9 protein-coding genes are annotated in these 13,737 nt (G+C 66.0%); 7 read left to right on the plus strand and 2 right to left on the minus strand.

The window, feature by feature from the left end:
- Positions 1-119: 119 nt before the first annotated feature.
- Positions 120-1,967, plus strand: a complete 1,848-nt coding sequence (locus ACSU04_RS11300) for a hypothetical protein (RefSeq protein ID WP_439289566.1) — start codon at positions 120-122, stop codon at positions 1,965-1,967.
- Positions 1,968-2,191: 224 nt separating this feature from the next.
- Here the strand turns inward: ACSU04_RS11300 and ACSU04_RS11305 are convergent, their stop codons facing one another.
- Positions 2,192-4,780: a hypothetical protein gene (locus ACSU04_RS11305; RefSeq protein ID WP_439289567.1), complete on the minus strand. Its 2,589-nt coding sequence runs from the start codon at positions 4,778-4,780 to the stop codon at positions 2,192-2,194.
- Between the two features lie 163 nt (positions 4,781-4,943).
- Complete coding sequence (locus ACSU04_RS11310; protein WP_439289568.1) at positions 4,944-6,275, minus strand: DUF222 domain-containing protein; 1,332 nt, start codon at positions 6,273-6,275, stop codon at positions 4,944-4,946.
- Positions 6,276-6,420: 145 nt separating this feature from the next.
- Here ACSU04_RS11310 and ACSU04_RS11315 point away from each other — a divergent pair, with 145 nt between their 5' ends.
- From ACSU04_RS11315 to ACSU04_RS11340, 6 genes are all read left to right on the plus strand, one after another.
- Positions 6,421-11,121: an Lhr family ATP-dependent helicase gene (locus ACSU04_RS11315; RefSeq protein WP_439289569.1), complete on the plus strand. Its 4,701-nt coding sequence runs from the start codon at positions 6,421-6,423 to the stop codon at positions 11,119-11,121.
- A 32-nt stretch (positions 11,122-11,153) separates the two neighbouring features.
- Positions 11,154-11,402: a type II toxin-antitoxin system Phd/YefM family antitoxin gene (locus ACSU04_RS11320; protein ID WP_439284908.1), complete on the plus strand. Its 249-nt coding sequence runs from the start codon at positions 11,154-11,156 to the stop codon at positions 11,400-11,402.
- Complete coding sequence (locus ACSU04_RS11325) at positions 11,399-11,665, plus strand: Txe/YoeB family addiction module toxin (protein ID WP_439289570.1); 267 nt, start codon at positions 11,399-11,401, stop codon at positions 11,663-11,665. Before ACSU04_RS11320 ends, ACSU04_RS11325 begins: the two co-directional genes overlap by 4 nt.
- Positions 11,662-12,429 (plus strand): EI24 domain-containing protein, encoded by a 768-nt coding sequence (locus ACSU04_RS11330; RefSeq protein ID WP_439289571.1) that lies wholly within the window; start codon positions 11,662-11,664, stop codon positions 12,427-12,429. Before ACSU04_RS11325 ends, ACSU04_RS11330 begins: the two co-directional genes overlap by 4 nt.
- The gene (locus tag ACSU04_RS11335) at positions 12,422-13,195 is read left to right on the plus strand and encodes a DNA-formamidopyrimidine glycosylase family protein (protein ID WP_439289572.1); all 774 of its coding nucleotides are present in this window, start codon (positions 12,422-12,424) and stop codon (positions 13,193-13,195) included. Before ACSU04_RS11330 ends, ACSU04_RS11335 begins: the two co-directional genes overlap by 8 nt.
- Before the next feature lie 80 nt (positions 13,196-13,275).
- Entirely contained in the window at positions 13,276-13,683 is a 408-nt protein-coding gene (locus ACSU04_RS11340) for a DapH/DapD/GlmU-related protein (RefSeq protein WP_439284915.1), read from the plus strand.
- Positions 13,684-13,737: the final 54 nt, after the last annotated feature.

Below are 13,737 nucleotides of genomic sequence, written 5' to 3' on the forward strand. Positions count from 1 at the left end.
ATGTGCGTCGCGCCTCTATATCTGTGCGCACCCCGACGCACGACCTTTGACGCGCCTCGCCGACCCGAGCGCGTCGGGTCCTCAGAGATAAATCTCGCATCCCCACGAAGGAGATCCGCGTGCCCACGCGCCTGAACCCCACCCGTCCCCTACGCCAGAAGATGAGCGCCGCGCTGACGGCGATGTTCCTCATCGCTGGCGCGCTCGTCCTCACTGTGGCGAACCCCGCCCCGGCCCATGCAGCCGAGGGACCGACCATTCCCGCTTCTGCATTCACGGCGCAGGAGTGCGCGGGTGATACAACGTTCGAGCCAGCGACGAGCGGAACCGTCAACGGCTACACCAACCTCGCCACCGTCAACGGTGCCCGTCTGGCGGCGTACAACGCCGGCCAGGTTGTGCCGCTGTACGACGTGAACGGTCGCGCCGGGATCGATTCCACCCCGGCCGTGTGCGCCGTGTACTACGACGCCACCGTCGATGGCCCCGTCACCACGTGGATGTTCTGCACCGATGCCGATCTGCACACGTGCGGCGGCGTCGGCTCCGGCGGCGAGCTCGTGCAGGAGCGGGATGACACCGTCACCGCCGTGACCATTCCGTTTCCCGAAGACATCGAGACCACCCGGCTGAGCCAGGACCAGATCGACGCGGTCAGCGCGCTCATCGAGTACGGGTACACCAGCACTGATTTCTTCGGTAACGACCTGGTCGGCGCCACCGACATGACCAGCTTCGAGCGGGGAAATCTGCAGAGTATGGTTTGGTGCATCACAAACCCCGACTACGGCGAGGGCACCTATTGCTTCCTCACGGGGATTGAGGATGAAGAGCGAGCCGAACTCGTCGCGGCCGGTGCCGCTCTGCGCCCGGCCATGGCAGTCACGCCGGAGTCTTCCCAGATCGAGATCGGCGACACGTTGCGTTGGGACGTCACGACCAACGTCGTGAATACCCCCATCGCCATCGACGCAGACGCCGTTGTCACAGTGTGCGCGGGAGACGCCACCATCACCGATGGAATGCTCACCGTGAATGGTGACGCTGGCTCGTCGGTCACAATCTCTCTTTGTGGCGGTCCTGCTCCGGAGGAGGGCGGCTACGAGCTGGCGCTGAGTCGTATCGGCAACGGAAACCGGTTCGTGCAGAGCAACACGGCTGATCTGCTCGACCGCGATTGCCAGGTCTTCGCTCTCCGGGAGACGGAGGGCTTCGACGCCGCGGCGATCATCGATGTCACCGCTAACGCGACGGATGCTGACGCGGCTGACGCTGACGCGACGGACGCCGACGCAACCGACGCAACCGACGCAACCGACGCAACCGACGCTGACGCGGCTGACGCAACCGACGCAACCGACGCAACCGACGCAACCGACGCTGACGCAACGGATGCAGACGCAACCGATGCTGACGCTACCGATGCTGACGCGACGGATGCAGACGCAACCGATGCCGACGCGGCTGACGCAACCGATGCACCCGATGCAACCGATGCTGACGTGACTGACGCTGACGCGACGGATGCAGACGCCACCGACGCAACCGACGCTGACGCTACGGACGCTGACGCTACGGACGCTACCGATGCTGACGCAACTGACGCTGACGCGACGGATGCAGACGCCACCGACGCAACTGACGCTGACGCTACGGACGCTGACGTAACTGACGCTGACGCAACGGATGCAGACGCCACCGACGCAACTGACGCTGACGCTACGGACGCTGACGTAACTGACGCTGACGCAACGGATGCAGACGCCACCGACGCCACGGACACGGACGCTACGGACGCTACGGACGCTGACGCTACGGACGCTGACGCTACCGATGCTGACGCTGACGACTCGTCCCTCGCCACGACCGGAGGCGCTGTGCCTGCTGGCATTCTCGGGGCGGGCGCGGTTCTGCTTCTCGCCGGCGTCGGGATTGCGGCGGTTCGTCGCGTGCGCGCGCGGAGCTGATATCCGGATAAGAGCTGAATCTGTGCAGAGCTGAATCTGTACATGCACGCGGCGCGGCCGGCTTCCCTTCCGGGAAGCCGACCGCGCCGTGTCGTTTGAGAACGGATGCGGGCTGGCATCGATTCATCAAACCCATTGCCGGTGGATGCCTCCCCGACCTGCTCTCATCGCGTGTATGTGCTGCGCCGGACACCATCCGGGCGGCCGGCGCAGCACACGTGTCGCTAGTAGCTGTACGTCACCTTCACGTCGCCGCCAGAGATCTCGACTTCACCGTAGAACGAGATGGACACTTCATCCGTGACATCCTCAGACGAACCGAAACTCGTTTCGGTGTACGCAGCTGTCGCCTCGCCGCCTTCCGCGGAGAAACGCAGCCCGTCGCTCGTGAGCTCGATCGTCGGATAGCTGATGATGGTCCAGGCGACCGGAGTGTCGGACGGGTAGACGTACGTGCGAAGCGGGCATCCGTCGGACCGAGCCGCGGTTGATTCGGCGCACGTGTCCAGCAGCGTGTTCACCTGCTGCTGCACCTCTTCGACGAGCTTCTCGGTCGGAGCGAACACGAAATACGTGCTCGCCACCAGGCCTGCACCGACTTGCAGCTGCGAGGACTCGAGCTCGAACAACCCATCACCGTCAGACGTGACCTCGTAGATGGCCGGGTAGAGCGCGACCTCGGTGCTGCGATATGAGGAGCTTTCATCGATGTCGAGTGGCACATCCCCGATCGCCAGCACGCCAGGTCCGTCGACGTCGATACGCACATTCTGGACGAGGGGCGTGGAGATCTTCCACGTGTTGAGGACGAGCCACTCAGGTTCGCCCTTCTCCGCCGTGAGGGTGCCGTCCTGCGTCACTCCGTCGAGCTTGAATGAAACTTCCAGGTAAGCCTGGTCGCTCCCGTCGATCCCGATCGATCGGACGGAGACGTCGGAGATCCGCTCGGTCGCCGACTTCAACACTTCATCTGTCAGGTGTGCGCGTGCCGCGTTTGAGACATCCGGGTCGACGAGCGCGTTCGCCGCCGAGGCATTTCCGCTGGCAATGTGCCCCAGGTAGGTGAGTGCGACCGCATCCGCCGTGCGTGTGCTGTTGAGGACGGATACGCCCACCGCACCCACGATGCCCAGCACGATCACTGCGCCGACACCGATGCCGCTCCACAGCAGACCCTTCTTCGCTGCAGGGCTGAGCGGCTTGGGCGGTGCAATCGGCGGGACCGCCTGCATAGCCGCCTCGCCCCCAGCCTGTGGCGCACCCTCAGCCTGCGGCGCACCACCGAGAATCAGGTCGTGACTGCCGGGAACGCCAGCGACACCGGCGACGGCAGCGGCTGCGGGAGCAGCCACCCAGGTGCCGACCGTTGCGCGACCTGCGACAAATGCGTGCACCTGCGGCGAGAGACCGTACAGGATCGCGGGCAGGTACTGCGCGCCAAACTCGATCGCCGCCGCCCAGATGAGGAACACCACCGGAGTCCATACAGCCAGCGCGAGACCCGCCGTGCCGCTCCCGCCGACGCTGCCGAATGAGCCTCCACCCTGGACCGTGAGGCCAAAGGTGAACAGTCCGTGCAGAACCCAGGCGCCGAAGATGACCACCGGGAACTTCCACGCATCGACGAGGTTCAGCCCGACCTTGCGTGGACGCCGCGTTCCGATCCATACCGCGGCGACCACCGAGAACAGCAGCGCGACCACGACGAGCAGCCATGACCAGCCGCTGGTGCTGAAGACGGTCATCGTCTCGACGCCCCCGAAGGATCCGAGCCCCGAGTGCAGGGTGAAACCGCCCAGGTGTCCGATGATGATCGGGATGCCGATGAGATTAAGCAGACCGAAGATCACCACAGGAAGCGCACCGGCTCCGATCTGATCCCACAGGAGGATCGTGCCGAAGATCACGGTGATCACGCCGAACACGAACGTGAGGCCGGCCGTGTAGAACAGCGCCTCGCGGACGAACCTGGGCAGCACAGTGATGCTGTCGCCGATGGCGCGCAACCAGTTCACGCCTGCACGAGCCCGTGCACTGATGACGCGGCCGAGGAAGACCGTGCCGCCGACCAGGATCGTGCCGAACAACACGATCCGGAAGCCGGCGCTGCTGATCGCGATCTCGACGCCGCTGCCGCCCTGCCGGATGGTGAAGATCAACGTGAGGATGACCAGCACGAGGCTCGTGGCGAGCCCCACTCCACCGCTGAAGAGCAGTCGATTGCGGATGCCGCGCAGCGGCGCAGTGCGCTCCTGACGGATGCTCCACCAGAGAAGCAGTACGAGGACCGCGACCGTGAGAGTCAGCGGGAACGCCCACAGCGCACCGCCCGCGTTGGCACCGAATCCGCCAATGCCTGTGGAGACCTGCAGACTGATCTCCCCACCGAACACGAAGCCGGCGAGCGTGAACGCGATGAGCACGAAGCCGCCGATACCGCTGAAGGCATCGACCGAGATAGGCAGACCAAGATCTCCCAAGGAGCTGCCCGCAGTAAGGACCACGGCGATTGCCAGGATGAGTCCGGCAACGAACGCGCCTCCGACAGCGATACCTGCCGTGGACAGCCCGCGGAGCAGATGTCCCTTCACCTCTGGCGTGAGCGTGGGTGCGGCGACGGCTGGCGCGGCAGGCGCGGCAGGCCCGGCGACGGCAAGTCCAGCAATGGCAGGCTCAGCCGGTGTGACCGGTGTGACCGGCGCCGACGGAAAAACGGGTGCCGGCGGTGCTGGCACGGTCACCTCTGGAACGGTCACCTCTGGAACCGCGGCCTCCGGCACCGTGCCCTCGTTGTCAATATTCGAATCGCTCATGCGTCCCCTCAATAAAAAGCAGGCTCCTCCCCTCCGGTGGAACCTGTGCCCTTTCTGTGTACCACCTGGGAGTGGCATCCACCAATGCGCGCCGCGCCAGACTACACATTCGGATCATCCATCGCAGCGCGCTAGCGCGAACTCAATCGGCCATCGTGGACGGTCAGAACGGAGCATTCACGGGCATCCGATCTTCGACGTCGTCGAAGGTGACGTGTGTCGCGATGCCAGGAGGGCGATCGATGTAGTTCCTGCCGGTGGGACTGGTCCATTCCAGAACTCCACCGCCGAGTTGTCGAACCTGCCACGGCGTATTGTGCTTGGTCACATGATGTCGGCGACAGAAATCGGCCAGGTTCGTGAGCGTTGTCGCGCCTCCGAGCGCATGATCGATCGTGTGATCGTCGTCGCACAGCCTCGCCAACAACCTGCACCCCGGGAATCGGCACCGCCGGTCCCTCGCTCGCAGATACCGACGCATTTCCGCGGAGGGACGATACCTGTCCGCCCCGAGCACCATTCCCGACACCGGATCCGTCAAGATTCGGTCGAACCCGGCTACGTTTCCGGTCAGAATGCGCGCGGTGGCCGGATCGACCGGCCCCACACCTTCCAGATGCGCGGGCGATGCGAGCTCGTCGGCGTCAGTCAGTGTCAGCACCGGCACCGTGATGTCGACATGCGCCCGGATCTCACCGAGCAGCCCGTCTTCAGTCTCATGGCCGGTCGGCACTCCAGTGAGTACGAGATCGGCAAGCAGATCCACGCGGAGCTGGTTCAGCGTCCGCTCATCCGCGAAGTCGTCGGCGGTCTCTTCCGGCGCCGAACCACCAGCAGCCTTCGCCGCTTTCGCATTGGCCCGCTTCACCGCGAAGGCCATCTGCGTTGCCCGGTCATGCATTCCGTGGATGATCACGCTCGGACCGTAGACCACCAGCTCTGCCATCCCGTCGTCGCACCCTTTCACCCAGGTCGCACGGCGCTCGCGTGCCTCGCGATGCCGCTCGGTGAACGAGCGCGCTCGGAATTTCTCCGCCACCTGCTTGGCAAACGGCCGTAAACGGTTGGGAGATTCTGTCTCAGCACGAGCGACGACAATCGCTTCGAATCGGGCCCTCTTCTCCGCATCCTCGATCTGCTCCCCGGCATCCATAGTCACCCGCACATGCGCCTGCGAAATCTGGCCGGCGCCGAATGACACCGCTGTCGCGGGGAACAGTTCCACAAGGCGAGCCGCCGCACCCATGTGGGCCTCGATCGTCCGATCACTCACCCGTAGCGCCGCGCCGAGCTCGGTCGCCACTGCCCGCTGTGCCATCTCACGCGAATCGACCGACTCGAACGGCTCATCATCTGCGATTCGCGACGCCGTCGCCAAGAGCGCTGATTTCACTGCCATCAGCTGATTGATGGTCTGATCCACCGTCGTCACCATAGACACGACATCATCCAGCAGCACGTTCAGCGCTGGGTTCGTCATCGTCGAGTTGGTCATGGTTCCATTGAACACCGGGCCACAGACATTCGAACATTTCTCCAGGCCTGAGCGTCAGAGCTGCTGCAATCGACGCGGCGGACCCATTCTGCGCCCGTCGGTCGCATAAGTCACCGTTGTCAGCCCCACCCGCGATGATGGAGAGATGAGCGATGTGCTCGACCGATTCACCCCGGCGACCCAAGACTGGTTCCGGGGTGCGTTCGCTGCGCCGACGAACGCTCAGGTTGGCGCCTGGGAGGCGATTTCGGCAGGCAAGCACGCGCTCGTCGTCGCGCCGACCGGATCAGGCAAGACCCTGTCGGCGTTCCTCTGGGCCATCGACAGCGTGTTTCGGGAGAAAGCGGATGCCAGCGGCCTCGCCGAGCCTGGCCCTGTCAAGCCCGGCGCTGCGCGCACACGCATCCTCTATATCTCACCCCTGAAGGCGCTCGGCGTCGACGTCGAACGCAACCTTCGTTCGCCGCTCGTCGGTATCGGCCAGTCCGCGCGCCGACTCGGAATCGCGGCGCCGACCGTGACCGTCGGCGTGCGCTCCGGAGACACCACATCCAGCGACCGACGCAAGCTCGTCACGAACCCGCCCGACATTCTCATCACGACGCCGGAATCGCTCTATCTGATGCTCACCAGCCGCGCCGGCGAGACATTGCGCGACGTGCACACCGTGATCATCGACGAGGTGCACGCGGTCGCCGCTACCAAACGTGGTGCGCACCTCGCGGTGAGCCTCGAGAGGCTCGACGCCCTGCGTCGCGCGGCACGACCGGATGCCGCGCCCGCGCAGCGCATCGGGCTGTCAGCGACCGTACGGCCTATAGACGAAGTTGCCCGTTTCCTCGGCGGCTCGGCCCCGGTCGAGATCGTCGCACCGCGCGCGTCGAAGACATTCGAACTCAGCGTGGTCGTACCGATGGACGACATGTCCAACCCGCCGCCTCCACCGGGTGCCGCGTCCACGAACGATGACCCGGCCGAATACACCGAGGTGACCGGATCCGTCTGGCCACACGTCGAAGAGGCAATCGTCGACCGCGTCCTCGAGAACAACTCCACGATCGTGTTCGCGAACTCGCGGCGTCTTGCCGAACGACTCACCGGCAGGCTCAATGAGATCTACTCGGAGCGCATCGGCGCCCCACTCCCGGCGTCAACCGCCCCACCCGCTCAGATGATGGCGCAGGCTGGTGCGACCGCCGGCGCAGATCCGGTGCTCGCGAAGGCGCACCACGGCTCGGTCTCCAAGGAACAGCGCGCGCTCGTCGAAGAAGAGCTGAAATCCGGCATCCTCCGCTGCGTCGTCGCGACCAGCAGTCTCGAACTCGGCATCGATATGGGAGCGGTTGACCTCGTCATCCAGGTCGAGGCGCCGCCGTCCGCGGCATCCGGTCTGCAACGCGTCGGCCGAGCAGGGCACCAGGTCGGCGAAATCAGTCGCGCGGCACTCTTCCCGAAGCACCGCGGAGATGTGCTGCACACCGCGATCGTGACCGAGCGGATGCTGGCAGGCAAGATCGAGGCAATCGCCGTGCCGCGCAACCCGCTCGATATCCTCGCGCAGCAGACCGTCGCGGCCTGCGCGCTCGCGCCGATCAGTGTCGAGGAATGGTTCGAGACCGTCAGGCGATCGGCGCCTTTCCAGGCGCTGCCCCGCTCAGCATATGAAGCCACACTCGATCTCTTGGCCGGTCGATTCCCCTCTGACGAGTTCGCCGAACTGCGCCCACGCCTCGTCTGGGATCGGGATGCCGGAACGCTGACCGGCAGACCAGGTGCTCAACGCATCGCCGTCACAAGTGGCGGCACGATCCCCGACCGCGGACTGTTCGCCGTCTTCGTCGCCGGCGAGGGCGCAGGAAGGCGCGTCGGCGAGCTCGATGAGGAGATGGTCTACGAGTCACGCGTCGGCGACGTCTTCACGCTCGGCACAACGAGTTGGCGCATCGCCGAGATCACACACGACCGCGTCAACGTGCTCCCCGCGTACGGGCAGCCCGGAAAAGTGCCGTTCTGGCACGGTGACGGCATCGGCCGACCCTACGAACTCGGTGAGGCGCTCGGTGCGTTCTCTCGAGAGGTGGCTGCCGCCACTCCGGAGAAGGCCGCGCAGCGCCTGATCGAGGCCGGGCTCGACGCACAGGCTCGCATGAACCTGCTCGCGCATCTGCACGAGCAGAGAGAAGCCACTGGCACCCTCCCCACCGACCGCGCCCTCACCGTCGAGCGTGGTCGAGACGAGGTCGGCGACTGGCGAGTCATCTTGCATTCCCCATACGGCATGAAGGTGCACGCGCCCTGGGCGCTGGCGGTCAACGCGCGCGTTCGTGAGCGCCTCGGCGTCGAAGGCTCGGCGGTGGCCAGCGACGACGGCATCATCGTTCGGATTCCGGATGCTGACGCCGAACCACCCGGAGCGGAGCTGTTCGTCTTCGACGCTGACGAGATCGAACATCTCGTCACGGAGGAGGTCGGTGGGTCGGCATTGTTCGCCTCCCGCTTCCGCGAGTGCGCAGCACGCGCACTGCTGATGCCGCGAATGAATCCGAACAAGCGCACACCGCTCTGGCAGCAGCGGCAGCGCTCGGCGCAGCTGCTGGAAGTGGCGCGCAGGCACCCGACCTTCCCCGTGATCCTCGAGACGCTGCGCGAAGTGCTGCAGGATGTGTACGATCTCCCGTCGCTGCGCCGCCTCACCACCGCCATCGCCGAGCGCAAGGTCAGACTCGTCGAGACGGAGCCAGCACAGCCCTCGCCGTACGCGCGCGATCTGCTCTTCGGATATGTCGGCGCCTTCATGTACGAGGGCGACTCGCCGCTGGCCGAACGCCGGGCCGCGGCGCTGTCGGTGGATCCGGCACTGCTCGGCGAGCTGCTGGGCACCGTGGAGCTGCGCGAGCTGCTCGACCCCGATGTGCTGGCGCAGTTCGAGCGTGAGGCACAACGCCTCGATCCGGAGCGCCGCGTGCGCGGTCTCGAAGGCGTCGCCGATCTGCTCCGGATGCTGGGGCCGATGGATGCGGACGAAGTCGCTGCGCGGCTGGATGATTCGCGTCCCGACCCCCAGACGGACACGCCCGCTCACGGCGAGCCGACTGGGCAACTCGCCGTCGCGAACGCTGAGCGTCCGGGATTCGGGACCGCCGCCGCCCACCTGGACGCACTGATCTCCGCACGCCGGGCGATTCCGGTGACGATCGCCGGCGTCGCACGTGTCGCGGCGATCGAAGACGCCGGACGCCTGCGCGATGCCCTCGGTGTCGCGCTGCCCACCGGCATTCCGGTTGCGTTCCTGGAGCCCTTCGCCGATCCGCTCGGCGACCTGGCCGCTCGCCATGCCCGCACGCACGGCCCGTTCACGACGGATGCTGTCGCCACCCGATTCGGGATCGGCGCTGCCGTCGCGCGCCACACTCTGCAGCGGTTGGAGCACGCGGGCCGCGTAACGAGCGGGTTCTTCCTGCCGGAAGCATCCGGAAGCGGCTCAGAGAACGAGTGGTGCGACACCGAGGTTCTGCGCCGTCTGCGGATGCGGTCGCTCGCCGCGATCCGCGGCAGCGTCGAGCCCGTCGCCCCCGAGGCGTACGCCCGGTTCCTGCCGGACTGGCAGCACCTGACGCGTCCGCTGGAGGGCGTGGACGGCGTGCTCGCCGTGATCGAGCAGTTCGCCGGCGTGCCGATCCCGGCGAGTGCCTGGGAATCGCTGGTGCTGCCCTCTCGCGTACGCGACTACTCGCCCGCGCTGTTGGACGAACTCACCGCAAGCGGCGAGGTGGTGTGGGCGGGTCAAGGGACACTGCCCGGCCGCGACGGATGGGTGTCACTGCATCCGGTGGATCTGGCGCCGTTCACTCTGCCAGAGCCGAGCATTCTCGGTGATGCGATCGCCGCCGACTCACTCGAGGGACGTCTGTTGGAGGCGCTCAGCACAGGTGGAGCCTCGTTCGCCGCTCACCTACGCGAGCGTGTGGGTGCCGAGAACGAACAGTCCGTGCTCGACGCCCTGTGGACGCTCACCTGGTCTGGGCGCGTCACGAACGACACGTTCTCACCGGTGCGCCAGCTGCTCGCCGGAGGATCGCAGGCGCACAAGTCCGTGCGGCGGGCGCCGCGCACCCGCACGTTCCGTGGGGTGTCATTCACCGGGCAGACGCCACCACGTCCGACGATCACCGGTGGACGGTGGTCTGTTCTGCCGCAGACGGGCTCCGCGAGCGACCCGGCGGATGCCGCGCGGCGCGCAACTGTCACGGCAGGTCTGCTGCTGGATCGCTACGGCGTCGTCACACGTGGCGCCGTGCAGGCAGAGGGCGTACCGGGCGGCTTCGCTCAGGCGTACCGGATCCTCGCCGGCTTCGAACAGGCCGGTCACTGCCGTCGTGGTTACGTGATCGAGAAGCTGGGAGCTGCGCAGTTCGCGGCATCCGCCACTGTCGATCGCCTTCGCACCTTCGCGAACCTTGCCGATCCGGCACCGCTGCGTGCCATCACGCTCGCCGCGACCGACCCCGCGAACCCCTACGGCGCCGCCCTCGGCTGGCCACACCGCGACGGAGTCTCGCATCGCCCCGGTCGCAAAGCCGGTGGGCTCGTCGTACTCGTCGACGGCGCACTCGTGCTCTACCTCGAACGCGGCGGCCGCACTGTTTTGGCATTCGACGACGATCCGCAGGTGCTGCGTGCCGCGGCATCCGACCTTGCCGGCACCTCCCGTGCTCGCAGGCTCGAGACGCTCACCGTGGAGAAGGTCAACGGCGAGCCGATCTACGGCACCCTCTTCGCCACCGCACTGCAGGAAGCAGGTTTCGTACCGACTCCGCGCGGGTTCACCCTGCGCAAGATCATTTAGTGGTACCGTTTCTGGTACAAGTAGGAGGCGACATGGCCATCACCACGAGCGAAGCTCGACGCGACCTGTTCGGACTGATCGAGCGCGTCAACCTCGACCATACCGAGGTGGAGATCACTTCACGGCGGGGCTCTGCCGTGCTCATGTCGAAGGACGAATACGACTCTCTCGTAGAGACGAGCTATCTTCTACGCTCTCCGAAGAATGCCCGCCGTCTGCTCTCTGCGTTGGAATCGGCGCGCGACGGCAGCACCGAGGAGCATGACCTGCTGGGCGCATGACCACCCGCATTCTCGCGTGGACTGCCGAGGCCTGGGAGGATTACCTTCACTGGCAGACTCAGGATCGAAAGACCCTCAAGCGCATCAACATGCTGATCGCGGACATCCTCCGCGATGATCCGTTCGAAGGCATCGGCAAACCAGAGCCTCTGCGACACGCTCTCGCCGGCGCATGGTCGAGGCGTATCGACGAGGCGAATCGCCTGGTGTACATCGCAGACGAGAATCACGTGACAGTTCTGCAAGCGAGGTACCACTATTGATCGCTGAATTCTTCGCCGGCGTCGGCACCCTGCTGAAGGGCTTCCGAATGTGGAAGACCCACACCAAACTCATGTCGCTGGGGCTCATCCCCGCCTTCATCGCGTGGGCATTGCTACTGGCCGCACTCATTCCGCTGGGCTTCACCCTGGGACCGATCACCGACTGGATCACCCCTTTCGCTGACGGCTGGGTCAGCCCCTGGCGTGAAACACTGCGCATCGGTGTCGGCTTCGTCATCTTCATCGCCGCACTCGCTCTTGCCGGGGCCGTGTTCACCGCCCTCACTCTCACGATCGGCGACCCCTTCTATCAGCGCATTTGGCAAGGTGTCGAGCGCTCGCTCGGTGGCGACGAGCCCACCGGCAAGACCGGGATCTGGACGACCGTCGGCGAAGGCATCCGTCTGGTCGTGCTCGGCATTCTGGTGGCGCTGCTCACCCTCGTGATCGGCTTCTTCCCCCTCGTCGGCGGCGTGCTCGCATCGGCGACCGGCATTGTCCTCAGCGGCCGCCTGCTCGCCAGAGAGCTCACCAGTCGCGCCTTCGACGCCCGCGGAATCACGACCTACACTCGCTCTGAACTGCTCGGCGCCGGACGCGCCAGGGTCATCGGTTTCGGCGTCGCTACCCAACTGTGCTTCCTGGTCCCGCTCGGCGCGATCGTGGCAATGCCGGCGGCCGTCGCAGGATCGACCATCCTCGCGCGTGCACTCACCGAGAGGGCCGCGGCAGAAGCAACAGCGCCTCCGACCGCCCATGCCTGAGGGTGACACCGTCTACCGCACCGCGCGGCGCCTGGATGACGCGCTCGCGGGGCATGAGGTCACGCGCTTCGATCTGCGCGTCCCCGGCTTCGCGACGGCCGATCTGACCGGCGCCATCATCCGCGGATGCGCTCCCTACGGCAAGCATCTACTGCTGCGCATCGGCGATCACACGCTTCATTCTCATCTGCGCATGGACGGCGCCTGGCACCTCTACCGTCCTGGCGAAAAGTGGCGGCATCCGGCGTTCACCGTCCGTGCGATCGTTGGCACCGCCGAACACGACGCCGTCGGCGTCGACATCGCCGAGATCGAGCTCCTCCCCACCCGCGACGAGGGTCGACTGGTCGACCATCTCGGTCCGGATCCGCTCTCCGAAGAGTGGGATGCCGAGGAAGCAGCACGTCGCGTGCACGCCGATGCACGCAGCATCCATGTCGCCCTCCTCGACCAGCGCAATGTCGCAGGCTTTGGCAATGTGTACGCCGCCGAACTCCTCTTCCTGCGCGGAATCCTGCCGACGACGCCCGCAGTCGAGGTCGACGCGGCAGCACTCGTCGATCTAGGCGCGCGCACGATCCGGGCCAACCGCGACCGGCCGGAACGCACATTCACCGGCATCAATCGCCCCGGTCAGAACACCTGGGTGTACGGGCGTGCGCATCGTCCCTGCCGCCGCTGCAGCACACCGATCAGACGCGGCGCACAGGGCGCAGATCCGACTAAGGAACGCGTCACCTTCTGGTGTCCGAACTGTCAGCGGTAATCAACATCCCTGTTCGGGAATGAAACGGTCCTTCTCGTGGTTGTTCATATATCCGGAGGAGTCCGGGCACGGGAGGAATCTTGGGTAAGAACTACATCGACATCGAAGACGAACAGGGCACGACGTTGCGGTACCGCAAACACGTCAACGGCCGTGGACTTGTCGCGCACGGCGCGAAGGTGCATCCGAAGGCTGTCGTCGAAACCGGCGCGTACGTCGAGCCGGGAGCGCGCATCGGCGCGGGAGCCATCCTCGCACGCGGGGCGTGGATCGAACCGGATGCCACGATCGGCGAGAACGCCTACATCGACGCGCACGCCCACATCGGACAGGGCGCAGCAGTCGGCGACGGCGCGCACATCGGCGTCCGCACCGAGATCGGCGCCGGCGCACGCATCGCCCGCGGCGCACGCATTGGAGACGACGAAACCGTCGCGGCCGGACTCCGCATCACCACCGACCGCAAGGGCCTCTGGCTAGCCGCCTGATCCGCCGCCGCCCCACCAACTCGAACACCAACCAACAACACCACGCCGAGACGA

It is taken from the genome of Microbacterium sp. A84 (assembly GCF_051842815.1).
In the GTDB taxonomy this organism is placed as follows: domain Bacteria; phylum Actinomycetota; class Actinomycetes; order Actinomycetales; family Microbacteriaceae; genus Microbacterium.

What these genes read in the sequence shown, in the direction of transcription:
- ACSU04_RS11310 (WP_439289568.1), bottom strand. Translation starts at nt 6,275, where the DNA reads ATGACCAACTCGACGATGACGAACCCAGCGCTGAACGTGCTGCTGGAT.
- ACSU04_RS11320 (WP_439284908.1), top strand. Translation starts at nt 11,154, where the DNA reads ATGGCCATCACCACGAGCGAAGCTCGACGCGACCTGTTCGGACTGATC.
- ACSU04_RS11325 (WP_439289570.1), top strand. Translation starts at nt 11,399, where the DNA reads ATGACCACCCGCATTCTCGCGTGGACTGCCGAGGCCTGGGAGGATTAC.
- ACSU04_RS11305 (WP_439289567.1), bottom strand. Translation starts at nt 4,780, where the DNA reads ATGAGCGATTCGAATATTGACAACGAGGGCACGGTGCCGGAGGCCGCG.
- ACSU04_RS11335 (WP_439289572.1), top strand. Translation starts at nt 12,422, where the DNA reads ATGCCTGAGGGTGACACCGTCTACCGCACCGCGCGGCGCCTGGATGAC.
- ACSU04_RS11315 (WP_439289569.1), top strand. Translation starts at nt 6,421, where the DNA reads ATGAGCGATGTGCTCGACCGATTCACCCCGGCGACCCAAGACTGGTTC.